The 25,343-nt window shown below is 66.8% G+C and carries 27 protein-coding genes; 14 read left to right on the top strand and 13 right to left on the bottom strand.

Going from position 1 to position 25,343, the window contains the following annotated elements; all coding sequences use genetic code 11:
* Positions 1–98 precede the first annotated feature (98 nt).
* Complete coding sequence (locus OVA06_RS02310; protein WP_268155999.1) at positions 99–1,700, top strand: carbohydrate-binding domain-containing protein; 1,602 nt, start codon at positions 99–101, stop codon at positions 1,698–1,700.
* A gap of 112 nt (positions 1,701–1,812) precedes the next feature.
* Here the strand turns inward: OVA06_RS02310 and OVA06_RS02305 are convergent, their stop codons facing one another.
* Positions 1,813–2,649, bottom strand: coding sequence for an alpha/beta fold hydrolase (locus OVA06_RS02305; protein WP_268155998.1), 837 nt, complete (start codon positions 2,647–2,649; stop codon positions 1,813–1,815).
* Between the two features lie 119 nt (positions 2,650–2,768).
* Positions 2,769–2,966 carry a hypothetical protein gene (locus OVA06_RS02300; RefSeq protein ID WP_261620269.1) on the bottom strand — a complete coding sequence of 66 codons (198 nt, stop codon included), beginning with the start codon at positions 2,964–2,966 and terminating at the stop codon, positions 2,769–2,771.
* A 99-nt stretch (positions 2,967–3,065) separates the two neighbouring features.
* On the opposite strand from OVA06_RS02300, the gene OVA06_RS02295 reads away from it, so the two are divergent.
* On the top strand, positions 3,066–3,443 hold the full coding sequence (locus tag OVA06_RS02295; RefSeq protein WP_268155997.1) for an ArsR/SmtB family transcription factor: 378 nt from the start codon (positions 3,066–3,068) through the stop codon (positions 3,441–3,443).
* Positions 3,440–4,465 (top strand): cation diffusion facilitator family transporter, encoded by a 1,026-nt coding sequence (locus tag OVA06_RS02290; protein ID WP_268155996.1) that lies wholly within the window; start codon positions 3,440–3,442, stop codon positions 4,463–4,465. Before OVA06_RS02295 ends, OVA06_RS02290 begins: the two co-directional genes overlap by 4 nt.
* Positions 4,466–4,485: 20 nt before the next feature.
* On the opposite strand, the gene OVA06_RS02285 is transcribed toward OVA06_RS02290, so the two are convergent.
* The 3 genes from OVA06_RS02285 to OVA06_RS02275 all read right to left on the bottom strand — a co-directional run bounded on the left by OVA06_RS02285 (position 4,486) and on the right by OVA06_RS02275 (position 7,955).
* Positions 4,486–5,670, bottom strand: coding sequence for a fatty acid desaturase family protein (locus tag OVA06_RS02285; protein WP_261620266.1), 1,185 nt, complete (start codon positions 5,668–5,670; stop codon positions 4,486–4,488).
* An 11-nt stretch (positions 5,671–5,681) separates the two neighbouring features.
* Positions 5,682–6,779, bottom strand: coding sequence for a ferredoxin reductase (locus OVA06_RS02280; protein WP_056078043.1), 1,098 nt, complete (start codon positions 6,777–6,779; stop codon positions 5,682–5,684).
* 141 nt (positions 6,780–6,920) lie between these two features.
* Complete coding sequence (locus OVA06_RS02275; protein WP_056078039.1) at positions 6,921–7,955, bottom strand: LLM class flavin-dependent oxidoreductase; 1,035 nt, start codon at positions 7,953–7,955, stop codon at positions 6,921–6,923.
* A gap of 71 nt (positions 7,956–8,026) precedes the next feature.
* Here OVA06_RS02275 and OVA06_RS02270 point away from each other — a divergent pair, with 71 nt between their 5' ends.
* Genes OVA06_RS02270 through OVA06_RS02260 form a run of 3 tightly spaced genes read left to right on the top strand, consistent with a single transcriptional unit; the run spans position 8,027 to position 9,155 of the window.
* On the top strand, positions 8,027–8,386 hold the full coding sequence (locus OVA06_RS02270) for a YnfA family protein (RefSeq protein WP_056078035.1): 360 nt from the start codon (positions 8,027–8,029) through the stop codon (positions 8,384–8,386).
* A gap of 20 nt (positions 8,387–8,406) precedes the next feature.
* Positions 8,407–8,811: a YidH family protein gene (locus OVA06_RS02265; RefSeq protein WP_056078031.1), complete on the top strand. Its 405-nt coding sequence runs from the start codon at positions 8,407–8,409 to the stop codon at positions 8,809–8,811.
* A gap of 5 nt (positions 8,812–8,816) precedes the next feature.
* Complete coding sequence (locus tag OVA06_RS02260) at positions 8,817–9,155, top strand: DUF202 domain-containing protein (RefSeq protein ID WP_268155991.1); 339 nt, start codon at positions 8,817–8,819, stop codon at positions 9,153–9,155.
* Between the two features lie 16 nt (positions 9,156–9,171).
* On the opposite strand, the gene OVA06_RS02255 is transcribed toward OVA06_RS02260, so the two are convergent.
* Positions 9,172–9,570: a hypothetical protein gene (locus tag OVA06_RS02255; RefSeq protein ID WP_056078025.1), complete on the bottom strand. Its 399-nt coding sequence runs from the start codon at positions 9,568–9,570 to the stop codon at positions 9,172–9,174.
* Positions 9,571–9,654: 84 nt separating this feature from the next.
* Here OVA06_RS02255 and OVA06_RS02250 point away from each other — a divergent pair, with 84 nt between their 5' ends.
* Both OVA06_RS02250 and OVA06_RS02245 read left to right on the top strand, forming a co-directional pair.
* Positions 9,655–9,891: a DUF2630 family protein gene (locus OVA06_RS02250; protein ID WP_056078022.1), complete on the top strand. Its 237-nt coding sequence runs from the start codon at positions 9,655–9,657 to the stop codon at positions 9,889–9,891.
* A 48-nt stretch (positions 9,892–9,939) separates the two neighbouring features.
* Positions 9,940–10,734 (top strand): carbon-nitrogen hydrolase family protein, encoded by a 795-nt coding sequence (locus tag OVA06_RS02245; RefSeq protein WP_056078018.1) that lies wholly within the window; start codon positions 9,940–9,942, stop codon positions 10,732–10,734.
* Between the two features lie 17 nt (positions 10,735–10,751).
* Here OVA06_RS02245 and OVA06_RS02240 read toward each other — a convergent pair whose 3' ends face one another.
* On the bottom strand, positions 10,752–11,543 hold the full coding sequence (locus tag OVA06_RS02240; RefSeq protein ID WP_268155988.1) for an alpha/beta fold hydrolase: 792 nt from the start codon (positions 11,541–11,543) through the stop codon (positions 10,752–10,754).
* 381 nt (positions 11,544–11,924) lie between these two features.
* On the opposite strand from OVA06_RS02240, the gene OVA06_RS02235 reads away from it, so the two are divergent.
* Positions 11,925–13,298, top strand: coding sequence for an ammonium transporter (locus OVA06_RS02235; protein ID WP_056078013.1), 1,374 nt, complete (start codon positions 11,925–11,927; stop codon positions 13,296–13,298).
* A gap of 29 nt (positions 13,299–13,327) precedes the next feature.
* Here the strand turns inward: OVA06_RS02235 and OVA06_RS02230 are convergent, their stop codons facing one another.
* Complete coding sequence (locus OVA06_RS02230; RefSeq protein ID WP_056078176.1) at positions 13,328–13,957, bottom strand: PadR family transcriptional regulator; 630 nt, start codon at positions 13,955–13,957, stop codon at positions 13,328–13,330.
* Between the two features lie 179 nt (positions 13,958–14,136).
* Here OVA06_RS02230 and OVA06_RS02225 point away from each other — a divergent pair, with 179 nt between their 5' ends.
* Positions 14,137–16,323, top strand: a complete 2,187-nt coding sequence (locus OVA06_RS02225; protein WP_268155987.1) for a transglycosylase domain-containing protein — start codon at positions 14,137–14,139, stop codon at positions 16,321–16,323.
* 30 nt (positions 16,324–16,353) lie between these two features.
* Here the strand turns inward: OVA06_RS02225 and OVA06_RS02220 are convergent, their stop codons facing one another.
* Positions 16,354–17,832, bottom strand: coding sequence for an HNH endonuclease (locus OVA06_RS02220; RefSeq protein ID WP_268155986.1), 1,479 nt, complete (start codon positions 17,830–17,832; stop codon positions 16,354–16,356).
* A 302-nt stretch (positions 17,833–18,134) separates the two neighbouring features.
* On the opposite strand from OVA06_RS02220, the gene OVA06_RS02215 reads away from it, so the two are divergent.
* Positions 18,135–18,740: a GNAT family N-acetyltransferase gene (locus OVA06_RS02215; RefSeq protein ID WP_268155985.1), complete on the top strand. Its 606-nt coding sequence runs from the start codon at positions 18,135–18,137 to the stop codon at positions 18,738–18,740.
* Here OVA06_RS02215 and OVA06_RS02210 read toward each other — a convergent pair.
* Complete coding sequence (locus OVA06_RS02210) at positions 18,737–19,330, bottom strand: J-domain-containing protein (RefSeq protein WP_268160589.1); 594 nt, start codon at positions 19,328–19,330, stop codon at positions 18,737–18,739. The genes OVA06_RS02215 and OVA06_RS02210 overlap by 4 nt on opposite strands.
* Positions 19,331–19,453: 123 nt before the next feature.
* On the opposite strand from OVA06_RS02210, the gene OVA06_RS02205 reads away from it, so the two are divergent.
* Positions 19,454–21,856 (top strand): beta-galactosidase, encoded by a 2,403-nt coding sequence (locus tag OVA06_RS02205; RefSeq protein WP_268155984.1) that lies wholly within the window; start codon positions 19,454–19,456, stop codon positions 21,854–21,856.
* 99 nt (positions 21,857–21,955) lie between these two features.
* Here OVA06_RS02205 and OVA06_RS02200 read toward each other — a convergent pair whose 3' ends face one another.
* Positions 21,956–22,453 carry an SRPBCC family protein gene (locus OVA06_RS02200; RefSeq protein ID WP_056077726.1) on the bottom strand — a complete coding sequence of 166 codons (498 nt, stop codon included), beginning with the start codon at positions 22,451–22,453 and terminating at the stop codon, positions 21,956–21,958.
* Positions 22,454–22,465: 12 nt separating this feature from the next.
* Complete coding sequence (locus OVA06_RS02195; RefSeq protein WP_261620256.1) at positions 22,466–22,798, bottom strand: ArsR/SmtB family transcription factor; 333 nt, start codon at positions 22,796–22,798, stop codon at positions 22,466–22,468.
* A gap of 58 nt (positions 22,799–22,856) precedes the next feature.
* On the opposite strand from OVA06_RS02195, the gene OVA06_RS02190 reads away from it, so the two are divergent.
* Entirely contained in the window at positions 22,857–23,621 is a 765-nt protein-coding gene (locus tag OVA06_RS02190; protein WP_268155983.1) for a Type 1 glutamine amidotransferase-like domain-containing protein, read from the top strand.
* Between the two features lie 53 nt (positions 23,622–23,674).
* On the opposite strand, the gene OVA06_RS02185 is transcribed toward OVA06_RS02190, so the two are convergent.
* Entirely contained in the window at positions 23,675–24,406 is a 732-nt protein-coding gene (locus OVA06_RS02185) for a GAF and ANTAR domain-containing protein (RefSeq protein ID WP_056077732.1), read from the bottom strand.
* Between the two features lie 587 nt (positions 24,407–24,993).
* Between OVA06_RS02185 and OVA06_RS02180 the strand changes: the two genes are divergently transcribed.
* A complete protein-coding gene (locus OVA06_RS02180; RefSeq protein WP_015938411.1) occupies positions 24,994–25,188 on the top strand; it encodes a hypothetical protein in 195 nt (64 codons plus the stop codon).
* The last annotated feature ends 155 nt before the right edge of the window (positions 25,189–25,343 follow it).

Below are 25,343 nucleotides of genomic sequence, written 5' to 3'. Positions count from 1 at the left end.
CCGCTGCCTGATTGGCCGCCCGGCCAACAGCACGCTGCCCGGCAGACCATCCTGCATGCCTTACCCATCCGCTCTCCCCCCCCACCCAAGGACACTCCATGAAAAGCCTCCGCACTTACCTCTCCGTTGCCGCCATGGCAGCCGCCATCGGCCTGGCCGGCTGCTCCGTAACCGGCACGGCCCCCACCGGTGTCACCGGAACCTCCAGCACCGGGTCCTCCAGCTCGGTCTCTTCCGGCTCGGCGTCGTCCGGCTCGGCCGGCACCACCACGGCGGTGTCGCTGGACACGCTTGCCCAGGACACCCACTTCGACGGCGACGACCTCACTTGGGATACGGCCTCCGAGGTAGCCGTGACCCTGGCGGACGGCGCCAGCTCCGTGGCATCCGGGTCGTCATCCGGCGTCTCGGTGGACGGTGACACGGTCACCATCAGTGCCGCGGGCACCTACCGCCTCAGCGGGTCGCTCACCGACGGCAAGATCGTGGTGGCCGCCGGCGAGGAGGACACCGTCCGCGTCATCCTGGACGGCGCCACCCTGGCCAACTCCACGGGGTCTTCCTTTGTGGTGGAAAGCGCGGACGAGGCGATCGTCTACCTGGCGGACGGCACCAACAACTCGATCAGCGACTCCGCCACCTACGCCGACCAGGGAACGGACGCCCCCAACGCCGCCCTCTACTCCAAGGCCGACCTCACCATCGCCGGCCCGGGCACCCTTGCCGTGGACGGCAACTACAACGACGGCATTTCCAGCAAGGACGGGCTGGTCCTGGCCGGCGGCACCGTCACCGTGGACGCGGCAGACGACGGCATTGCGGGCAAGGACTACGCGGTGCTGCTGGACGGCGCCTACCAGGTCACCGCGGACGATGACGGCTTCAAGTCCGACAACGAGGAGGACGAGGGCCGCGGCTGGGTCCTGGTCAATGGCGGCACTCTGGCCGTGACGGCCGGCGACGACGGCGTCAAGGCCTTCAACACCCTCACCATCGCCGCCGGCGACACCACCGTCAAGGAATCCGAGGAGGGCCTGGAGGCCCAGCACATCGTGGTGTCCGGTGGAACCGCCAACATCACCTCCAACGACGACGGCGTGAACGCCTCGGGCGGCAGCAGCACGGCCTCCTCCGGTGCAGGAGCAGGCGGCAGCATGGAGGTGGGCGACTACACCGTGGACATCAGCGGCGGCCTGCTGACCATCAATGCGCAGGGCGACGGCCTCGACTCCAACGGCAACGCCACCATTTCCGGCGGCACCGTGGTAGTGAACGGCCCCACGAACGACGGGAACGGTGCCCTCGACGTCAACGGCGAACTCGCCGTGACCGGCGGAACCGTAGCCGCTGCCGGCAGCGCGGGCATGGCGGTCACCCCCGGGGCCTCCTCCACCCAGTCCGGCGTGCAGGTGACGCTCGGCTCGTCCGTCCCGGCCGGCACCGTCATCCAGATCGCCGACCCGTCCGGAACCGTGGTGGCAGCGTTCGTCACCACCAAGGCCGCTGCCTCGCTGGTCTTCTCCTCAGCGGCAATCACCGCGGGCACCGAATACACCGTCTACACCGGGGGCACGGCAACGGTGAGTGCGGGCCTGGGTGAGGGCTCGCTCGACGGCGCCACTCAGGTTGATACCGTCACCGCCGGCGAGTACACGGCGGAGCAGGGCCCCGGCGGCGGAGGCGGCGGCTTCCGCCGGTAGCCCCCGGTTCACTTCCCCACCCGCACCGACGTTGCCCCATCAGATCCTGCTCATCCGGCGACGGCGGTTTCCCGCCGTCGCCGGATGTTTTAACGCAGCTGGCCAGTCAGCCCTACTTGGCCAGGAAGCCGAGCAGGGCTTCGTTGACCTCCGCGGCGTGGGTCAGGAGCAGGCCATGCGGCGCCCCTTCGATTTCCACGTACTCCGCTTCCGGCAGTGCCTTGGCGAACAGCCTCCCGGTGGAGTCGATGGGGAGGATGTTGTCCGCGGTGCCGTGCACGATCAGCGCAGGAACGTCGATCTTGGGAATGTCCTGGCGGAAGTCCGTAAGCCAGGTGGCCTGCGCGGCCACGGACGCAGTGGCACCGGAGCCTGCGGCCACGTTCCAGCTGGCGGTGACGGCCTCCTGGCTGAGGCGGGGTGTGCCCAGGAACGTGTCCGAGTTGTAGAAGTTCTTGAAAAACTCGGTGAAGAACGCATACCGGTCCGCGGTGACGGCTTCCTCAAGCCCGTCGAAGACCTCCTGCGGCACACCGCCGGGGTTGTCATCGGTCTTGAGCAGGAACGGTTCCAGGGACCCCAGGAAGGCTGCCTTGGCAATGCGCTCCGAACCATAGGTGCCCAGGTAGCGTGCCACCTCGCCCGTGCCCATGGAGAACCCCACAAGGACGGTGTTGCTGAGGTCCAGCGTGGTCAGCAGGGTATTGAGGTCCGCCGCGAACGTGTCGTAGTCGTAGCCTTCGGTGGTCTTGCTGGACTTCCCGAAGCCGCGCCGGTCGTAGGTGATCACCCGGTAGCCGGCAGCCAGGAGGGCCGTGGCCTGCCGTTCCCAGGACGCACCGTCCAGTGGGTAGCCGTGGATCAGCACCACCGGCTGGCCGGAGCCGTGGTCCTCGTAGTAGAGCTCGATGTCGGTGCTGTTTTCAGTTCCAACGGTAATGAAAGCCATCGCGGCGAATTCCTTTCGAGACTTATCGGAGCAGGCAGGCGGCATGCCAATACCTGCGCAGTCCCTACTCTAGGACCGGTCCGGCCGTTCTCCTGCAGCCGCGGGGCGGCCCTGTCCGCCTACTGGGACGGCTGTGGCAGCTCACAGGTGATCTGCGGATTGACGCCCATGTAGTTCAGCGGCCCTGCGACGATGGTCACCGCGACGGTGCCTGCTTCTGCGCAGGACCCGGGGGCTCCGCCGAAATAGCCCCGCTGCCAGGCGGCCACGCCGCCGATGACCAGCCAGATGACGATGAGGGCTCCCACGAATTTCATCTTTCCTCCAAAGGCGGCGCAGCTGTGCGATCCATTATCCGACGGCGGCGCCCCGACAGCATAGTGCGGCGCCTGCCCCTGATGTGACACCATATGCGCATGAATGCAAATACGAACAGATGCGCGCTGGCAACGGACAGCCAATACGTGGAGTTGGCCGTGGAGGTCTTTTCCATGCTGGCCGACGCCACGCGGGTACGGATCATCCTCGCGCTGCACGACGGCGAAATGGCCGTGGGTGCGCTGGCTGAGGTGGTGGGCAAGTCCCCTGCCGCCGTCTCGCAGCATCTGGCGAAAATGCGGCTGGCCCGAATGGTCTCCGCCCGCCAGGACGGGACCCGGGTGCTGTACCGGCTGGAGAACGAGCATGCCCGGCAGCTCGTGGCGGACGCCATCTTCCAGGCGGAGCACGCATTGGGTGGCGAACCGGCCCACCACCGACTGCCGGGCAAGGGCGGAGAGGGACACGCCTCATGACTGGACCCGGCCAGCAGGCGGCCCGGCACACCCACGACGGTCACAGCCACGGGCACGAGCACAGCCATGACCACGGCCACCATCACCACAGCGGCTTCAAGGGCTGGCTGACGGAGCTGTTCGTCCCCCACACGCACGACTCCGCGGATTCGATCGACGACGCTATGGAGGCCAGCACCGAGGGGATCCGTGCACTGAAAATCAGCCTGTTCGTGCTGCTGGGTACTACCGTGCTGCAGTTCATGGTGGTGCTGTTCAGCAGTTCCGTGGCGCTGCTCGCGGACACCATCCACAACTTTTCCGATGCCCTGACGGCGGTGCCGCTGTGGATCGCTTTCATCCTGGGCCGGAAGGCGGCCTCCCGCCGCTACACGTTCGGGTTTGGGCGGGCGGAGGACCTGGCCGGGCTCTTCATCGTGGGGGTGGTGGCCCTCTCGGCAGTGGTGGCAGGCTGGCAGTCCGTGGACCGGCTGATCCATCCGCAGCCGCTCCAGAACCTGGGCTGGGTGATGGCGGCCGGGCTGATCGGCTTCGCCGGAAACGAGGCTGTGGCCATCTACCGCATCCGGGTAGGCCGCAGAATCGGGTCCGCCGCGTTGGTGGCCGACGGCGTCCATGCCAGGACGGACGGCTTCACGTCCCTGGCCGTGGTGCTGGGTGCCCTTGGCGTGATGCTGGGCTTCCCGCTGGCGGATCCCGTCGTCGGCCTGCTGATTTCAATAGCGATCATGGTGCTGCTGTGGGGAACCGTCCGCAGTATCGGTCGCCGGCTCATGGACGGCATTGAACCCGACCTGGTGTCCCGTGCCGCCGAGGCACTGCAAGGCACTCCGGGAGTCCTGGCGGTGCAGCGCCTGCAGCTGCGCTGGAGCGGCCACCGGCTGCAGGGAACCGCCACCGTGCTGGTAGAGGACGGCAGCCTGTCCTCGGCCCAGGACGTGCTGGACCAGGCGGACCACCGGCTCAGGCACGCCCTGCCGAAGCTGGATGACATGGTGCTGTCACCCGGCAGGCGGGCCTAGAGCCGGCGGCGGTGCTGTGGTCAGGCCTTGGCAGCCTTGCCCGGCAGCGCCAGCTTGAAGATCTTGCCCCAGGTGGACCCGACCTGCTTCAGCAGCGGACCGGTGGTGTACTTCAGACCGTAGCGCTGGCAGATCTCACGGACCTTGGGTGCAACCTCGGCGTACCGGTTGGAGGGCAGGTCCGGGAAAAGGTGGTGCTCGATCTGGTGCGAAAGGTTACCGGTCATGATGTGCATGAATTTCGATCCGGAGATGTTGGCCGAGCCGATCATCTGGCGGATGTACCAGTCGCCGCGGGTCTCGCCTTCCGCCATTTCCTCCGTGAAGGTGTCCGTGCCTTCAGGGAAGTGGCCGCAGAAGATCACTGCATGGGCCCAGACGTTCCGCACTGCGTTGGCGGTCAGCGTCCCGTAGAGCGCCTGCTTTCCGGAGCCGGTCAGCATGGCAACGGCGGGAGTCGCGGCGTAATCCTTGGTGAACTGCGTGATCACCTTCTTGCCCAGGGCTTTGAGGTCCTTGTGCAGCGCTTCCTTGGACTTCTTGCCTTCCTTGAACTCTGTCAGTTCAAGGTCGTAGATGGCGATGCCCCACTCGAAGAGGGGTGCCAGGATGGCGTTGTACAGCGGGTTGCCAAGGTTCATCGGCTTCCACGGCTGCTGTTCGTCCATCCGCAGGAGGTTGTATCCGACGTCGTTGTCCTTGCCCACCACGTTGGTCCAGCGGTGGTGCAGGTCGTTGTGGGTGTGCTGCCACGAGCGTGAGGGGGTGACAAAGTCCCACTCCCAGGTGGTGGAGTGGATGTCCGGGTCCCGCATCCAGTCCCACTGGCCGTGCAGCACGTTGTGCCCGATCTCCATGTTTTCAAGGATCTTGGCCAGGCTCAGCAGGGTGGTGCCGGCAACCCAGGCAGCCTTGTTCTTGCCAACCAGCAGGGCGGCGCGGCCGGAGATTTCCAGGCCACGCTGGACCTTGATAACCCGGCGGATGTAGGCGGCGTCTTCCGCGCCGCGCTTGGCGAGGACCTCGTCGCGGATGGCATCGAGCTCGCGGCCCAGCTCCGCCACCTGCTCGTCCGTCAGGTGGGCAGCCGCAGGGGGCCGTACGGTGGGGCTGCCGGACTCGGCAAGCTTGCCGGGGCGCGTCCTTGAGCTGCCGGCGTTCGCCCCTCCGGTGGAGGCGGCCTTAGCGGGTGAGATGACAGACATTATTCTGCTCCTCAGAGTTCGAGGTTGACGGGTCCGGCGGCTGCCGAGACACACGTTTGGATCAGTTGGCCGGGATCGCCGTGGATTTCCCCGGTTCGGAGGTCGCGGACCTGGCCGGACAGGAGCGGGGTGAGGCAGCTGTGGCAGATGCCCATCCGGCAGCCGCTGGGCATCAGCACCCCGGCGTCCTCTCCGACGTCCAGGATGGGGGTGTCACCGTCGGCCTGCACCTCGCGGTCCGAGGCTTCGAAGGTGACCAGGCCGCCGTCGTGCCCCACACCCGCGGCAAAGGTGGTGTTGAACCGTTCGATCATGAGGTTGCCCGCGCTGCCGGCCACCGCAATGTCGGTGCCGGGCGCGGCGGTGGTGAGGGCGGCGCGGTTCCATAGGGCTTCGGCGTCGTCCAGGAAGCTGTCCGGGCCGCAGGCGTAGGCGGCACGGTCCTTCCAGTCGGGACAGATCTCGTCCAGCTGGTTGGTGTTGGAGAAGTCCATCCGGCCCTGCTCGCCGGTGAACCAGTGGGCGAGGCGGAAGTTGGGGAACTGGTCCGCAAGTTCGGCAAGTTCCTCGCGGAACAGGCTGTCCCCGGGCGTGCGGGCGGAATGGACGAGTACGACGTCGGCATCCGGGCGGCGCGGCACCAGCGTACGGATCATGGACATCACCGGAGTGATGCCGCTGCCGGCGGTAACCATCAGCAGCGGCCTGGGGTGCTCGGGCAGGACGAAGTCGCCCTGCGGCGGGGCAAGGAACAACACGTCGCCGGGGCGGGTGGTGCGCACCAGGGTGCCGGACACCGCTCCAACGTCCGTCACGGTGATGGCAGGGTCCTTGCCGGCGGCGGCGCTGAGGGAGTAGGAGCGCCAGTGCCGGACGCCGTCCAGCTCGACGCCGATGCGGGCCCACTGACCGGCCAGGTGCGACTGCCAGCCCCGCCCGGGGCGGAAGAAGATGGTGGCCGACTGGGCGGTTTCCTGGACAACCCGGGTGACGACGCCGCGGAGTTGCCGGGCGGAAAAGACGGGGTTGAAAAGGGCAAGGATATCTTCGGGAGCCAAGGGCGTGGTAAGCACCGAAGCCGCTTGGGCCAGCTGTCGTAGCCTGATCATGCAGTCAAGCCTAAGGCGGCGCGAGCCATATTTCTCTCTCTCCGTCATATGACCGTCGTACAGTCACTGTGGTTTGGGCGCTAAGCCCCCAAGCCGCACCTTAAGAGTAACGGCTGGGTCACGGAGATAGTTCCCACCCGGTCACTGGCTAAACGGATTCCAGCCCTGGGACGGAGCGATGTAGCGTGCCACGTTCCCCAGGAGTTTCGCGTTGAACTCGACTCCCAGTTGATTTGGGACTGTCAGGAGAAGGGTGTCGGCGGCCTGGACAGCGGTATCCGCAGCCAGTTCCTCCGCGAGCCGGTCGGGCTCGCCTACATAGCTTTTTCCGAACCTCGCCGTAAATCCGTCAATGATGCCCACCTGGTCCCGGCCGTCGCGGAGGGCACTGCCGGCGAAATAGCGGCGGTCCTCGTCATCCACGATAGGCAGCACGCTGCGGCTGACGGAGATCCTTGGCTGGTGAGAGTGACCGGCCGCCTGCCAGGTATCCCGGAACAGCTGGATCTGTTCCGCCTGGAGTTCATGGAAAGGCACGCCGGTGTCCTCGGTGAGCAGGGTGGAACTCATCAGGTTCATTCCGAGCTCCGCCGCCCAAACAGCCGTTTTGCGGGTGCCGGCTCCCCACCAGATCCGCTCCCCCAGTCCGGGCGACTGCGGCTGCACGGGCAGGAGGCCGGTGGCACCACCGGCATACCGGGGGTCGGCTTCAGCCACTCCTGCCCCCGTAACCGCCTTCCGGAACAGCTCGGTGTGGCGGCGTGCCATGTCTGCGTCGGTTTCGCCCTCCCGGGGCACGTAGCCGAAAGCTGACGCACCCTGGCGGGCCGGCTCGGGTGATCCGCGGCTGATGCCGAGCTGAAGCCTGCCCCCGCTGATCAGGTCAGTGGCTGCCGCTTCCTCCGCCATGTAGAGCGGGTTCTCATAACGCATGTCAATGACACCGGTACCGATCTCTATCCGGCGGGTGCGTGCGGCGATGGCGGCAAGGAGCGGAAACGGCGAGGCCTGCTGGCGGGCAAAGTGATGGACCCGGAAGAAGGCACCGTCCACACCGAGTTCCTCGGCGGCTACGGCTAATTCGATGCCCTGAACCAGCGCCTCGCCCGCGGTCCTGGTGCGGGAGCCCTGGCCGGGTCCCCAGTGGCCGAAAGAAAGGAATCCTATGCGCTCCATACCTGCCCCAACCTCCGGCTGCCCGGTGGCATTCCCGCGTTGCCGGCATTCCCGGCTGGCATGATGGCCGGGTGGGTATCCCGGAAGAAGCTGTCAGCGTCCTCAAGACCATCGTGCTGTTTGCTCTGGCTGCCGTGGCAGAAATCGGTGGAGCCTGGCTGGTGTGGCAGGCGGTCCGGGAAGGCAAGGACTGGTGGTGGGCGGGACTTGGTGTGATCGCCCTGGGTGCCTACGGCTTCGTGGCCACCCTCCAGCCGGACGCCCACTTCGGCCGGATCCTGGCGGCCTACGGCGGGGTGTTCGTTGCCGGATCCCTCGCCTGGGGGATGATGTTCGACGGTTTCCGGCCCGACCGGTGGGACGTGGCGGGCTCCGTCATCTGCCTGCTGGGGGTGGCAGTAATCATGTTTGCCCCGCGAAGCGCCGGATGAGCCGCCGCTAAACTGGCACCGTGACCAACAGCCAGCAAGCACCCGGAGACGCCGCACCGCCGTCGCGCGGCAAGATCGCCGAACGGCTGCTGCCCGGCGGCGAGGAACCGGACCCCAGGTTCACCCTCGCCAACGAACGGACGTTCCTCGCCTGGATCCGCACCTCCCTGGCCCTGCTGGCCGGCGGCATCGCCATCGAGGCGTTCACCTCGGACCTGTTCCTGGAACCTGTCCGCAAGGGTTTGGCCATCGTGCTGCTCCTGCTGGGCATGCTGCTCAGCGCCGGCGCCGCGCTGAGGTGGCTCCGCGTGGAACGCAGCATGCGGCATAAGGCGCCCCTCCCCCTGCCGCTCATTGTGCCCCTGCTGGCCGGGGCAGGCGCGGTGGCGGCCGCCGTCGTCCTCGTTTTTGTCCTCTGGCGCTGACTCCTGTGGCACCGTCCGTTCCAGCGGGAGATACCCACGGAGATCCGGGCCTGCAGCCGGAGCGCACCTCGCTGGCCTGGGGCCGCACCATGCTGGCCCTGGTGACGGCGAGCGCGCTTTTCCTGCGTTGGCTGCCGCACCACGGGCTTTCCATCCTGCTGCTGTTCGCGGTGTCCGCCGGGGCTGCCCTGGCCATCTACCTCACGCAGCGCAGGCGCTACGGCGCCAAGTCGCACGGCGTCTCCCGCGAACACGTCGACGCAGACATCACGGCGGTGATCTGGACGGCTTTCACGGGCATCGCCCTGGGAGTCCTGGGGATCGGCATGGTGCTCGCCGGGTAGTGCCGGATGCCGCCGGCTAGAACATGGGGAGGACGAAGCCTGCCAGCAGCGCCACGGAACCAATGGCCGTCAGCACCCGCCCCAGCACCGAGGCTGTCTTCCCGGCTTCCTCAGGCGGAGTGATCTGCCACTGCGTGGGGCGCTTGGGATGGTAGTAGATGGGCAGGGTCCCGCCCACTTCCAGGTCCCTGATGTCATGGGGCGACATGGGGGCATTGTGCACCTGGTGCTTACGGTCCAGCCACCTGAATCCCACGCCGGTTTTGTCCGAGTACACCACGGCCTCGGCCACGTCCCAGGGGTGCACGAAGCGGCGCTGGAAGCCCACGTAAAACAGCAGCAGCAAGCCAACGGGCAGGCACATCCACGTCAGCATTTCCAGGATTGGTCCTGCCATATCGAGCACATCGGGCATGACCTTGATGGTACCGCCCGGGGGCTGGTGGCATCTGCACAGACTCCGTACGCTGAGGAGACCGGTCCGGACGAAGGGGAAAGCATGAACGACGAAGACATCCTGACGCGTATCCAGGCCCTCGTGGACGAGGAGCATTCACTTCGGGAGGGGCCAGGGGACGGCCAGGCACCGGACCACGCCAGGCTGCGCCAGGTGGAGATCAGCCTGGACCAGTGCTGGGACCTGCTGCGGCAGCGCCGCGCGAAAAAGGACTCCGGCGAGAACCCGGATGAAGCCGAGACCCGTCCCGTCAGCGAGGTGGAGGGTTACAAGCAGTAGCCCGGGGCCAGGGCGTGCATGATGGATACAACAGATCGGAGTTCATCGATGCGTCTCGCAGTCGCCCAAATCATCAGCGGCGCCGATACGGCAGCCAACCTGGAGCTCATCCGGGACTACGCCACGCAGGCCAAGGCGGCCGGCGCGGACTTGGTGGTTTTTCCCGAAGCCGCCATGCGTGCCTTCGGACATTCGCTGACCGATATCGCCGAGCCGCTGGACGGGCCGTGGGCGGACAAGGTCCGCGCCATCGCCACTGAACTGGACATTGCGATCGTGGCCGGGATGTTCACGCCGGGGAAGGACGGCCGCGTCCGCAACACCCTCCTGGTCACCGGCCCCGGCCTGGACACCTCCTACGACAAGGTGCACCTGTTTGATGCGTTCGGTTTCACCGAGTCCAAGACGGTCGACGCCGGCCAGAGCCCAGTGACGTTTGAGCTCAACGGGACGGTCTTCGGCCTGGCCACCTGCTACGACGTCCGTTTCCCGGCACTCTTCACGGCCAATGCCCGCTCCGGGGCGCAGGTGAACATCGTCTGCGCGTCCTGGGGTGCCGGCGAAGGTAAAGCAGAGCAGTGGGACCTCCTGGTGCGCGCCAGGGCGCTGGACAGCACCACGTTCGTGGTGGCCTGCGGCCAGGGCGACCCCGAAACCATCGGTGCCGGGCCCGCCGGCAGCGCCCCCACCGGGATCGGCCACAGTGCCGTCATCTCCCCGCTGGGCAGTGCCCTGGTCACGTTGGGCGGAAAGCCGGAACTCGCCGTCGTGGACGTCGATGCCGCCGTCGTTGAGGATGTACGCACGAAGCTGCCCGTACTGGCCAACGCCCGCCAGTTCTAGGGGCAGGCCCGTCCCCGTCAAAGCCCTTCGCGGTCCAGGAAACCGCGGAGGGCACGCACCCAGTCGTCGAAGGCATCCAGATGGGCTTCATGCGACGCTTCGGGCAGGTCAACCCGGGAAACCCGGTGACCCTGCTGCACGAAAGCGTCCTTGGCGTCCGGGGTGAACATCCCCCGGCCGCCGTAGACCACCAAAGCCGGCGCCTGGACTGCATGCCATTCCTTCCAGCGGGACGCGGCCAGCCCGGCCGCCGCTTCCTCCATGATTTCCGGATCGAACCTCGGCCAGAAGCCGTCCGACCGTTCCTCGAGGTCTTCGGCCCAGGCACGGGCCAACGGGCCATCCCCCAGGAAGCTGCGCGCCGCTTCCCGGCTGCTGAACGGCGTCGGCCAGGACCTGAAGTACTCCCCAATGGCCCGGTGACCGTCCGGGTCTCCGCCGGCCGCGCCGCACTCCAGGAGGACCAGGCCTCCCACCAGGTCGGGGCGCTCCGCCGCGACGAGCATGGCCGTGTGCGCCCCCATTGACTGGCCAACCAAAACCACCGGTCCACCAACGTGCTCGATGACGCTGACAACATCCGAAACATAATCCGACCGCGCAACGCCGGGAGGGACGCGGGTGCTGCCCCCATGGCCGCGGAGATCCACGGGAATGGCACGGTACTCGGGGAGGGCGGCCGCCGTCGGGAAGAATTCGCGGGCGCTCCCCGCCAGGCCGTGCAGCATCACCACGGCAGGCCCGTCGCCACCCGGGTCATAGCACTTCAGCTCGACGCCGGGAGCAGGGGTGACGGTGAACGCAGCCATGCCCGTTCCAAGGTTCGTCAGCGGCGGCATGGTGCCACGCTACGGCACGCAGAAGCGTCCGACGGCGGTGAGTTGCCGTTCACGGGCAGGAAACCTTGGCCTCTGGAGGCACGACGGCGGGAGCTCACCTTGGAATTCCCCTGCGTTACCTTTGGCTGCGGGCCCGGCAGGCCGGGCGACGGCTGGCTGGGCCGTGCCGGTGGGAGTGCGTTTACATGACCGAAACATTGCCGACACGCGAACTTCACGCAGACGCGTTTTGCGTAACGCAATGGCAACTTTCCGCAGCATCGGTTGAAACACAGGCACCGAAAAATAGACCCCGGGGGAAAAGCCGGGGTGGCACATCGCCCCGTTGAATCTCATGCGAAGGGACCACCGGTGGAGATCTCTGCCCAACACGTCTGGCTGCTTATCTCGGCAGCGATGGTATTGCTGATGACCCCCGGGCTCGGTCTCTTCTACGGCGGCATGACCCGCGCCAAGGCCGCGCTGAACATGATCATGATGAGCTTCATCTCCGCGGGCATCGTCGGCGTTGTCTGGGTTCTGTGGGGCTACTCAATGACCACCGGCGACGGCTTCCTGGGCATCTTCGGCAACCCGTTCACCAATTTCGGGCTGCAGAACCTGATGGGTTCCCCTGACCTGATCAAGGCCGGCTACAGCGCAACCTTCGCCATCATCACCGTGGCCCTGATCAGCGGCGCTATCGCAGACCGCGCCAAGTTCAGCGCCTGGGCCGTGTTCGTGCCGGTATGGATCACCCTGATCTACTGCCCCCTCGCCTACATGATCTGGGGCGGCGGACTGATGAGCGCAGGCGGTGCAGTGACGGCCATCTTCGGCCAGGTCATCGACTTCGCGGGTGGCGCCGTGGTGGAAATCAGCTCCGGCACGGCCGCGCTGGTGCTCGCCGTCATCGTGGGCCAGCGCCACGGCTTCGCCAAGGACCCCAACCACCGCCCGCACAACCTCCCTTTCATCATGCTTGGTGCGGCCCTGCTGTGGTTTGGCTGGTTCGGATTCAACGGCGGTGCGGCGAGCAGCGCCGAACAGGCCGGCCTTATCTGGATAAACACCCTGGTAACACCTGCCGCAGCCATGCTCAGCTGGCTGGTGACAGAGAAGATCCGCCACGGCCACCCCACGTCCCTGGGGGCCGCCTCCGGCGTGGTGGCCGGCCTCGTGGCGATCACGCCTTCCTGCGCCAACATCAGCCCGGTGGCCGCAATCGGCCTGGGCCTGGTGGCAGGTGCTGCGTGCGCCATCTTCGTTGACCTCAAGTACCGCTTCGGGCTCGATGACTCGCTGGACGTTGTGGGCGTCCACCTCGGCGCCGGACTCATCGGCACCTTGGCGCTCGGGTTTATTGCCCTGCCGGCAGACGGCCAGGGCGGGGGTCTTTTCTACGGCGGCGGCGTGCAGCAGCTCATTGCCCAGACGGCGGCAGTATTCATCACGCTGCTGGTCTCAGGGCTGGGCACCCTTGTGATCGGCCGTGCCATCAACAAGACCATCGGCTTCCGGGTCAGCCACGAGGCCGAGACGGCCGGCGTGGACCTGTCCGAGCACGCCGAGAGCGCCTACGCATTCAACGAGGTGGGCGCCGGGTTCAACCCGTTGCGGGCAGTATTCGGCCACATTCCGGCCGGCGGACAATCCGCAGGCCACCAGGCCGCCGAGGGTTCAGACCGCCAGGATTCAGACACCCCGGGCTCGGACCGCCAGGCAAAGGAAGATACTTTCGCCTGACAGCCGCCCGTGCTCCGGCAGCCCCGCCACTAGTCCGCCAGGATCTTGTAGAGCGCCCGCCGGGTTTCGTCCAGCTTCTCGATGGCTGCGGTCCGTTGTTCCTCCGTGACACCGCTGCGGAACTGATGGATAACGCCCATCAGCTTGCCGATGCTGTGGTGGAACTCGCGGTCCGATCCTTCCGGGACGGCGCTCCATGCACTGTCCATCTCCTCCGCGTGCCCGGCCACGTACTCCCGGCCGGCCTCGGTGAGTGAGAACTCGGTGCCACGGCCTTCACTCATGGCCTCGATCAGCCCCTCGTCCACCAGTTGCTGGAGTGTGGGGTAGATGGAGCCCGGGCTTGGTCGCCAGGCTCCCTCGGTCTTTTCAGCGATGGTCTTGATCAGCCCGTAACCATTCGACGGTGACTCTGCCAGGAGCGAGAGGATGGCGGCGCGAACGTCGCCACGGCTTGCCCGCCGCCCCCCACGCCCGAATCCCGGACCGAAACCCGGGCCAAAGCCAGCCCCGAAACCAGGACCGAACCCGGGACCAAAACCTGGGCCGAACCCGCCCCCGCCGCGGTGACCATGCGGTCCCCGGCGTCCCCTGCCTCGTTCAAACCGGCCCTTTGCGAACTCTGGACCGGGGAATTTTTCGTCAGAAATGCCTCTCATGATGGCATCCACCCTTCGATTCTCATATTTACGCCGATCTCTTCGGCGATACTTAACGATATGTCGTTAAGTATCGCCGGTCAAGTGTTTTTTGTGATCGTATCCTGACCTTCGAACTTCTGGATCAGCCCATCCGAGCGGCGTAGGCTGGACGCACCTCCAAGCTTGAGGGCTGACAGATGGCGAAGAAGAAGAAGAAGCGCAGAAGCGGTTTCGGCGCCGCCCTGGGACGGTTCGTGGGGTTCCTCGCAGCCAGTGCAATGTGTGGCGTGCTGGTGGCCAGCCTGGTTGTCCCGGCAGTTGCGGCAGCCGGGATCGGAGTAAGCAATTCGATCGGCTTCTTCGAGGGCCTGCCCAAAGAGCTGACGGTCCAGCCGCCGTCGCAATCCACCAGGGTACTCACCTCCGACGGCCAGCCGATCGCGACGTTCTACGCCGAGAACCGTGTGCGGATTCCACTGGACCAGATGTCGCCGTACATCAAGGACGCCATCATCTCCATTGAGGACAGCAGGTTCTACGAGCACGCGGGAATCGACCCCCAGGGCATCCTCCGGGCGGTAATCGCCAACGTGACGAAAGGGGACCAGCAGGGCGCATCCACGATCACGCAGCAGTACGTCACCAATGTGGTCAATGAGGCCCGGCTGTCCCAGGACCGGCCTGACGAAGTGGTCCTGAGCGGCCAGAAAGACATGGGCGACAAGTTGCGGGAGATGAGGCTGGCCATCGCCCTGGAAAAGAAGTACAGCAAGGACCAGATCCTTGAGGGGTACCTGAACATCGTCTTCTTCAACAGCGATGCCTATGGCGTTGAGGCCGCGGCACGCTACTTCTTCGGCACCACCGCAAAAGACCTCACGCTGCCGCAGGCCGCCCTCTTGGCCGGCCTGGTCAACAGCCCCACCTTCTACAACCCGGCCATCAACCCAGAGAACTCGCTGACCCGCCGCAACCAGGTCCTTGACGAAATGCTCCGCCTGAAGAAAATCACCCAGGCCCAGCATGACGAAGCACAAGCCACGCCGGTGGAACTCAAGATCACGCCGGAACGGCAAGGCTGCGCCAATGCCGCCATGGCCCCCTACTTCTGCGACTACATCTCCCACCTCATCCTCAACAACCCGGCCTTCGGGCCCAACCAAATCGAGCGCGAGCGCAAGCTGTACCGGGGTGGTCTTACGATCGTCACCACCTTGGACAGCAGGCTGCAGGCGGCGGCACAGGCCCAGGTGGATGGCACAGCGGGCGCCAATCCGGACAAGTGGGGTGCAGCCCTGGTCACGGTACAACCGGGAACGGGCAAGATCCTGGCCATGGCGCAGAACACCGTGTTCCTGCCAGACCCGGGCAAGTTCGACACGCAGCTGAACTTCAACGTTGATGCCCGGGATCCGCAGGGGAATGACCTGAATGGGGCGGGTGGTTTCCAGACCGGATCCACCATGAAGCCATTCACTTTCGCGGAGTGGCTCAACGAGGGCAAGTCCCTGACCACAGAGATTGATGCTTCACGGCGCGTTTATCCGCTCGGGTTCCCGTGGCGCTCCACCTGCGGCAAGGTGCTGGGCGCCTACAGCACAGCGCAAAACAACCCCGAACTGGGTGCGGCCGATGACCTGCAGAATTCGGAGGAGGGCTTCTACCGGAAGATGCCCATCAATTACGGCCTCTACAACTCGATCAATACGGCCACCTTCGCGTCGGCCGCGCAGCTGGATTTCTGCGGCATCCAAAAGATGGTTGACGCAGTGGGCCTGCACAGCGGCCTGGATGGGACACCCATCAACATGCACCAGCTGGGCAACCTGCTGGGAGCTACCGGCGTGGCGCCCCTCCACCTGGCCAACGCCTTCGCCACCTTCGCCAACGACGGCCGCTACTGCAACCCCATCGCCCTTCTGGACATCAAGGACGCTACGGGCGGAAAGCTTCCCGCCCAAACAACCGAGTGCAGGGACGCCGTGAAGCCGGATGTGGCACGCGGCGTCAACAGCGTCCTTCAGGACGTGTTGGTGAGGGGTTCCGGCTTCTGGATCCAGCCGAAGGTTCACGACAAGTGGCCCACGGCTGCCAAGACCGGCACCTCGAACAACAACGGCGCCACCTGGATTGTGGGGTACACCAGCGGCCTGGCCACGGCGTCCTTCTTCGGGGACGCACTTGAGGGGCAGAAACGTGCCGGCCAAAACGTCACCATCAACGGAACGTTCTATCCCCGCCTCGACGGGTACATGATCGCCGGCCCGCAGTGGGCAAACTACATGCTGAAGGCGGTTCCGCTGTATCCCGCTGCGCCATTCCCTGGGCCTCCCCAGTCAATGATCGGGCCGAGTCCGGCACCCACCCCCGCTCCCAAGCGGTAGAACGCAGGCCTGGCCGCTTGAACCCTGCCCTCACCCGGCAGGCGTTGGTCCGGCCATGCCGAGCACCTCCACGGTGTCGCGTGCGGCTTCGGCCATGGCAGAGGCTGCCGCCTTAGGTCCGGAAGAGGATGACATACGGTGCTGTGCCCGGCGATGCAGTATCTGGCGCGTGGGCAAAGTAGGACGACGGCGGCGCTGTTGTTTCGTGCCCGCGCCAGGGAGGACTGCCCGGCGTGGGACGTGGGTCGAGTGTTTCGGACTAAGGGTTCCAGGGAGTGGTGGAGCGGTGGAGTAGTAGGTGTGGCCGGTGGGGGTTCGGAGTTTAACGGTGTGGCGCGTGACGTGTCTGACCCTTGGTGGTCCGTCAGGGAAGCGTGTGGGGTCCGGCAGCGGCGCCGTTACGGGCACTGGGACGGGTGTTGAACTCCAGCCGGGGCTTTCTTTGGTGTGGTTGCAGGCTTCGCAGAGTCCTTGGCCGTTGGAGGCTGTGGTGCCGCCGCCGTGGCGCCAGGGGGTGATGTGGTCGTGGTGGCGGATGGGTGCGTCGCAGTACGGGGTGCGGCAGGTGTCGTCGCGGATCTGGAGGAAGCGTTTGAGTCCTGCCGGGAAGAGCCGGGCCTTGGCGTCCAAGCCGACGAGCTCCCCGCTCCCGGGGGCGGTGTAGAGCCGCCGGACCCAGACCGGTATCCCGGAATCGGGCTGGTCTGCGGTGACCAGTTCGCGGGCCCATTGGGCGGGGACGATGCCGTAGCCGGTAAGTCTGGCGGGTTCGGTGTCGGCCTGGAGGAGGGTGCGGTCGGTCATGACGAGCTGGACCTGAATCCCGTTGATCCCGCCGGGGGTCCCGGTGGCCCGTTCGACGAGGGTGTCGGCCATGATCTGGCCGTTCGACCGTCCGTCCCCGGAGGAGCGGAGGGTGTCGGCTTCTTTGGTGAGGGCGGCGTAGGCGGCGACGCCCTGGGCGACGGGCAGCAGCGCGGTGAGGCGGGCCATGGTGTCCGGCGCCGGGCGAAGGCTGACCGTCCTTCCACCCACGGCTGTGGCGGCCCGCCGAGCCACGGACGCAGGGTCCCGCCGGTACGCGGCGGCCTTGACCGCGGAGATGATGGTCCGGTCCCCGGCACCATCGAAGACGCCGGTATCGGGCGCGAGTTCCGCATCCACGCCCGCCCGGTCCTCGGGTGAGAGGCAGATGGTTTCCTTCACGACCAATGTAGTGCGCCACTCACTCAACCGCCCGGACCGGAACGCGGCGAAGGTGTGGGGCATCCCGGTCAGGGCTTTCGCCAGTCCCAGCAGCCGCCCGCCCCGGGCCGGGGATTCCCGCCGCGCCAGCGCCACCTGCGCCCCGACCCCGGCACCCCGCTCCCCGGCACCCCGCTCCCCGGCCGGGACACCGGCAGCAGCCTGCTCCCGCCGCTGCGAAGCATCAAAAGCCACGGTGATCTCGGCCTGCCTCGCCGCCGCCACAGCCTTCACATCCTCCAGCTGCCGGAGCTGATCGATCATCCCCGCACCATCACCAGCAACCGGCACCACCGCCAGGACCCTCAACACATCAGCAACACTCGGGGCACCACCACCCCCGCGACCGGCAAGGGACGGACCACGGGCAATCGGGGCCTGCGCGGCAGCCGCGCGGGGCCCCGCGGGCGAAGGAACATGGGCAGCCGCATGCCCCGCCTCCACTGCCGCCACGCCAACCGCCTCCATGACCAAAGTCTTCCAGCACCCACCGACATTCCCCACGCCCCCAAAGCCCTATGTGGAAAAGCGGTGCTTCCGGGAGGATCACGTGCACAATAAACGGCGTGGAGAACCTTGAAACAGAGCGGCTGATACTTCGGCCCTGGGAGCCCGCGGATGCCGACTTTGTGCTGGATCTGTACTCCCGCTGGGAGGTGCAACGCTTCATCGGAAACCCGCCCCGCGTGATGGCAGACCGCGGTGAGGCCGAGGAACGCATCCGGATGTGGCGTGCCATGGAACATCCGGTGCACGCCGTCTGGGCCGTGCAGCTGAAAGGCACAGCCCAACCACCAAACCGCGCGCAACAAACAAGCGCAGCGCAGCCGAAAGTCCCCGGGCACAGCCAGCCCGCACTCGCCGGGACGCTGCTCCTCAAAGCCATCCCGGCGTCGGGCGCTGAACTCCCGCTGCAGCCGTCGGGGGATACGGAGATCGGCTGGCACTTCCACCCGGACCACTGGGGAAAGGGGTACGCCACCGAGGCCGCGGCGGCGGTCCTCAGCTACGCGTTCTCAGGCGGCCTGCCCAGAGTGGTGGCTGTAACAAACCCCGCCAATGCAGCGTCGCAAAGTGTGTGCACCAGGATCGGCCTGATCCACCAGGGGCAGACCAGCAGGTACTACAACGCCCTGTGCGAGCTGTACGAACTGGCCAACCCGGCAGCCTAGCCCGGCCCCTTCCAGAGCCGCTGCCACCAGGAGCGCTCAGGAATGGGCTCCTCAACCACCCCAGGCGTCCGCGAGGCACGCCTGGCCTGCCACCGCTCCACCTGTTCCTCCACGTCCCGGGTCATTGTGACCACCGGCGGCCCGCCCTGGAGCTGGCGGCGCGCATCAATGACTCGGCGGTTAAAATCCGTCACGAGGTCGCGGACCTGCTGTTCGGTGTACTGCGCATCCAACTGTGCGTCCAGCCCGGCGTCCTCCGCCCGGAGCAGGATGGCAGGCGGTCCCAGCCCGCTGATGTTCTCGCGCTGCAGCAGGCCCTTGACCCACCAGTCGGGATCGTAGGATTCCCCCAGCCCGGGAATCGGCTTGCCGGCGTACTTGAGGTCATCGAACTTTCCCTGCGCCATCGCGTCCCGGACCAGGTACTCGGCCCGGGCTGGGTCGCTGACTTTGCGGCGCTTCTCCCGCTCCTTGGCGTCAAGCGCGTCCAGGGCGGCTTCTTCCTCCGAGCTGATGCCCGCCCCGCGGTAGGAGCGGACCCCGGCCGCGCGCTCCAGCCGCTTCCGGTATTCAGACGTCCCACCGCCCACCTGTGTCACCGCCTTGCCTTGGTTGATGCCCTCCTCCCAGTATTTCGAAGCATCGCGCCGGGTTCAACGCCCTGCAGGGACCACGCCAAGAAAACGTTTCCCGAGTGTGCAATACTTCCTCCCATGCCATCACCCTCCAGCGGTTCCCCGTCCGTCCTGCGCGCCGCCCACACGCCGTGGGAAACTCCCCTGACGTTGCCGGCAATGAGCAACACCGTTGACCGTCACCACCGCTACCGCGTCACCAACCGCTACCTGGAAGCCGGGGGGCAGCCCGTCCTTCCTGTGTCAGGCGAGCTGCACTACAGCAGGGTGCCGCGGGCGCGGTGGGAGGAGCGGCTGCGGCTGATGAAGGCCGGCGGCATCACGGTGGTGGCCACCTACACTTTCTGGATCCACCATGAGCAGACCGAAGGCAAGGTGAGGTTCGACGGCGGACTGGACGTGGGTGCGTTTGTCCGGCTGTGCGCAGAGATCGGCTTGGACGTGGTCCTGCGCATCGGTCCCTGGTGCCACGGCGAGGTCCGCAACGGCGGCTTCCCGGACTGGGTGCAGGAGGCACCGGTCCAGCACCGCACCAACGATCCCGCCTACCTGGAACTGGTGAAGGGCTGGTTCGGACACCTCGGGGAAGAACTCCACCAGCTGACCGGACCGGACACCAACGTGATGGGCATCCAGCTGGAAAACGAGCTGTACGACCAGCCGGGCCACATCCTGGAGCTCAAGAAACTGGCCAGGAACGCCGGCCTGACAGCACCCATCTGGACGGCCACGGCCTGGGGTGGCGCGGACCTGCCGGCCGGGGAGGTCCTCCCCCTGTTTGGCGGCTACGGCGACGGGTTCTGGGTAGATGCGGACGCCCCCTGGGATCCCACGTTCCGCGAGCACTACTTCTTCAGCCATGTCTGGGACGATCCGGGAATCGGTGCAGACATCCGCGAGTTCGTCGGCAACGGAGCCGAGGATCCAGGCAGCACGGGCGGCGGGAACGGCGCAGCGGCACCTGCACCCCGGACACCGTCGGCCCTTTTCCCGCCGGCCACGTGCGAGCTGGCAGGTGGCATGGCCACGGCTTACCAGCGCCGCCCCTGGCCGCAGGGGCTGGACGTGGCCGCCGTGGCACACAACAAGATTGGCAACGGCTCCGCCTGGCAGGGCTACTACATGTTCGCCGGTGGGACTAATCCTGCCGACGGGCTCCAGGAATCCCAGGAAACCGGCTACCCGAACGACCTGCCCCGGTTCGACTACGACTTCCACGCCCCCATCGGCGCGTCCGGACGCCTGGCCGGCAGCTTCGCCGCCCTGCGCAAGCAGCACGCCTTCCTGGCAGCCTTCGGCGACCGGCTGGCGCAGATGCCGTCATCCCTCCCCGAGGCCCAGCCGCACGGCATCGAGGACACCACCACCCTCCGCTGGGCACTACGTTCCGACGGCACCGCCGGCTTCGTGTTCATCACGTGGCACCAGCCGCACATTCCTCTGCCCACCTACGAAGACGCCCGCTTCGAGATAGCGCTCGACGGCGGCCCGGTCACCTTTCCGGGACAGCCGGTGGAGATCCCCGCGGGCACCGTGGCGCACTGGCCGGTGAACCTCGAGGTGGCCGGCGTGACCCTCGCCTGGGCCACGGCCTCCCCACTGACGTTCCTGGAGCCCTCCGCCGAGGACCCGGATTCGCTCCCCACCCTGGTCCTCGCGGCCGAGCCCGGAATACCCGTGGAGCTCTGCTTCGCCGCCGGTACAGAGGTCCATGGCGCTGGAGGATCGGACGCTGCGGGCTCCTACCGGATCCACGGCAACGAACCCGTGGTTGCCACCGCACGGTGCGGGGATGCCCGGCTGGACATCCTGGTCCTCCCGGCGGAGGCGGTGGACACTGCCTGGGTCCTGGGCAGCACCGCCCGGCGTGAACTGATCCTCGCCGGCGATCCGGTGTGGCTGGATGGGACCGGCAACCTCGCTGGCCGGTCCAGGGCCACCCCTGAAGTACTGCGCTACCGCCCGGGGGCGCGCTCGTTCGAGCCGGCAGCCGCACTCCCTGCACTTCCGGCGGTCCCGGCCACAGGCAGCGCGGACGTGGCCCCCGAGCTGCTCAAGGCGGCGGGCACTGTCCCCGCAACCTACGGTTCCTCCGCCAACCGGGCCGCGGCGCCGGACCCAGCGCTGATTACGGAGCTGGCCCAGGCTTACCGGCTGCCCCTTCCCGGCCAGGCGCTGGCCGGGGTACACACCGAGCTGGAAATCCACTGGGCCGGGGACGTGGCCAGGTTGGTGGTGGACGGCGCGGCAGTGGCCGACAGGTTCTGGGACGGCTCCCCCTGGGTCATTAACGTGTCCGACGCCGGCATTGGGCCCGGTGCCGACGTCACCCTGCAGATCCTCCCGCTTTCCACGGCGGCCAAGGTGGGGCTGCCCGCCGGGGCGCAACAGCGCCGGGAAGCATCGCAGGGCGACCTTGCCGCTCTGGATTCTGTCCGATTGGTCGGCTGGACCGCCTGGCGGGAGGCGCCGGCGAAGTAACCCCGCCCGGCAGCGGGCCACTGCACGCGGAAGCGGACGACGCCGGGAGGCCCCGGCGTCGTCCGCTTCCGTTGTTTGCGGCGCAGTCAGCCCGCCGCCTCAGGCGTTGGCGTGCTCGGCGAGGATGCTGTCCATCTGGCCGACGGCCTCCTTGAGGCCTTCTTCCATGCCCATCGCCATGACCTGCTCAAGCTGTTCCTCGGACTCGAACGTGGACAGCATGGTCATTCGGGTCCGCTCCCCCACGGGCTCAAGAGTCACCGTGGCGTGGCTGATGCCGAATTCTGCGGTGGGGTTGCCGTCGCTGTCCGCAAAGCCGTCATCGAACTCGAGCTGGCGCGGCGCTGCGATGCTGGTGAACTCCCACCAGCCGTGCGCCTTGTCCCCTTCCGGCCCTGTCATGTAGTAGTTGGCCTTGCCGCCCGGCACGAACTCGTGCTTGTAGAAAGTTGCCGGATAGGTGGGCGGCCCCCACCAGCGCTCCAGCTGCCGCGGGTCCTCGAAGAGCTGCCAGACGCGTTCCACGCCGGCGTCGAACTCGGCGACCAGGGTAAGGCTCAGGGCCTCGGGATTCTTATCCGTACTGATGACTGTCATGGCAGTGCCTTCCTAACCTTCAGCGAGAATGTCGGCCATCCGGGCGGCGCGTTGCCGCCAGATGTGTTCGTATTCGTCGAGCAGCCAGCGGGCTTTCTGCAGGCCTTCATGATTACCCCGCACAATCTGCTCCCTTCCGCGCTTCTCCTTGGTCACCAGGGAGGCACGCTCCAACACCGCAACATGCTTTTGGACTGCGGCGAAGCTCATGGCATAAAGCGCTGCGAGGCCGGAGACTGAAAACTCACCAACGGTCACCCGGCGGACGATGTCGCGGCGGGTGGAATCGGCGAACGCCTGGAAGAGGCGGTCCAGTTCGGTTTCTCGGAGCTGATCTACAACCATTTGGTTGTACGATAGTCCGCTGCGGGCGGCGTGTCAACGGTTCTGTATCTTGAGGGGCATGAGCATTTACCTGGTGGGCGCCGGGCCGGACGCTGAATCGTTCCCCGAAGTGTTTGACCTGTTTGCCGCCGAGGTGGAGCTGAGGGCAGGCCCGGGACGGAGGGCCCGCATCGCCGTGGTGGTTCATGACAGCGGCGGCGCCCCGATGACCCGGCTGCCGGAGTATGCCGGTCCGCTGCAGGAGCGGGTTGACTGCGACGTGGTTCCCGTACTGCTCGGCAACGGCGGCCCGGCTGATCCCGCGGCGTTCGCCGAAGTGGACGGCGTGGTGGTGGGCGGCGGCCTTACGCCTGCCTACCTGCGGGGCATCGGGAATGCGTCCCCAACGCTTGCACAACTGGTGCGACGCGGCGTTCCCTACCTCGGCTTTTCCGCCGGTGCCATGGTGGCTCCGGGGCGGGCCCTGATCGGTGGATACCGCATCGACGGGATCGAGGTTTGCGGCGAGGAATGCTCCGAGGGCCTGGTCGACCTGGAGGTCCGCGAGGGCCTGGGGATTGCCCCGTTCGCGGTGGATGTCCACGCCGCACAGGCCGGAACGTTGAGCCGGGCCGTCGGCGCCGTGGCGGCCGGACTGGTGGACCATGCCGTGGCGATCGATGAAGGCACGGCCATCATCCTGGCCGCGGCGGAGGCCGGGGACTACACGGTGATCGGAGCGGGCACGTGCTGGGACATCCGGGAACGCCCTGGCCGCGGGCCGGGCCTTGGCGGAGGAGCCGCCGTGGTCACCGCGCGGACGGCGGGACCGGCGCGGAACTAACGACGACGGCGCGTGCCGCCCGCCCCGTTGGCCGTCCCCGCCGGGGCGGGCGCCTACTCGAAGTGGGTCTGGATGCGGTCTCCGGAGAGCTGTTGGATCAGCTCTGCAGCCACATCGCGGAGTTTCCGGTTCCGGTTGCTGGACACCCTGGTGAGGATTTCCATGGCCTCGGCCTGGGAGCAGCGGTTCTGCGCAATAATGACGCCGCAGGCGAGGTTGATGGCGGTCCTGCTTTCCAGCGCCGCCTCCAGGTCATCCGCACGGTTCTGGGCCCTGTTGAGCCGTACGGAGAGATTGAAGGTGTTACGGGCCGAGGCCGCGAAACCCACGGCCTTCGCGTAGACGTCCTCGGTGAACGCACCCGGCTTGTCAGCGAAGAAGTTCAGGGCCGCACTTGCACCTTCGGTGATCTCCAGCGGAACGCCCAGCGTACTGTGCACGCCGGACTCGAGCAGCGCCTTGCTGTAGGCGGGCCAGCGCTCGTCCACAGTGACGTTTTCCACGAGCACCGGGGCCATCTCGCGGATCGCCTCGATGCAGGGGCCGTCACCCAGGGCCTGCTCAACCCGGTCCAGGTCCACGGCCCGCTCGCTGCTGCCGGCGGCGGTTGCCGGCCGCCGTTGGATCTTGAGCGTGACCGCACATTCGATGCGGTCGTTGGCAGCCTCGGAGACAGCGGCAGCGGCAATTCCGGACAGCCCGGAGAGAAACTCCACCACACTCTCGGCGCCCGTCAGGACCTCTTGAAGTTCATGGACAACGTTGATGTCAGCCGGTTTCGACATGCGCCCATACTACTGCGGCAGCCGATCGGATGGACTTCCCGGCCGGCAGTACCGGTTGGCCTTGCCGGCGGCCCGGATGGGCTGGCGGAGACACCGGAAGGATAGTCCGGGCTGCCACGCCCCGGGCTTACGCCGCACCACGCCCTTCTCCCGCCACCGCTCCCCCTGCCCGCCGCCCCAAGGCACAGGTGTGTGATGAGTTTCACCTGCAATATTCGGCCATCTGGTTGGGCGGCCCGCAAAGCCTTGTGCACTATGGAAGGGCAGGGCTGGATATTATCCGGCCTTCTACCCACCTGGTGAAGCGATGAAGCGCACCGGTGCGCCCCCGGCCGCCGACGCCTCAGAGCTCGACCAGGCCGCTTCCCGGCTTCCGGCCGGGCACCACAGAAAGTACAGAACCGTGAATCCCGTGCCGCCGCGTGGGCCCGGTGTGATTGCTCACATTGCGGCCAAATTGGTTGCCAACTCCGGCAGGGGCATGCACCATGGAAGAACGGGAATGCGCTTTCCCAACTAATTGCCTCACCGACGAGGACCCGGCCTGTTCAGCCAGGCCGCCCACCGCAAGAAATGGAAGTTGAATAATGACGTTCGATGCCACTCACTCCGTAACCCTGAAGATCTGGGACAAGGCAGCCCTCCACCACACCCTTGATGCTGCCATCAGCGACCTCTCCTCCCGCCACAACACCACCACCTGCCAGGTGGCGGTTACCTGCAGTGGCCCGAACACCTTCACGCTGAGCCTGCGCAACAGCGGCGCCCTGGCCACCGCCTAGGCAGCCAGCACTGCCGCAGAAGCGGACGACGACGGGCCCGCCCGTCGTCGTCCGCTTTCTTTTTGGCCGCCTCCGCCAGCAGGCGTCCAGCGGAGCAGGGCTTCCAGTAGAGTCGTGGCAACAACCGCGACACAAAGGTTTGGAAGATGCAGGCT

This window comes from Pseudarthrobacter sp. SL88 (assembly GCF_026672455.1).
Lineage (GTDB): Bacteria > Actinomycetota > Actinomycetes > Actinomycetales > Micrococcaceae > Arthrobacter.
This window is presented reverse-complemented; position numbering and strand designations above follow the sequence as displayed.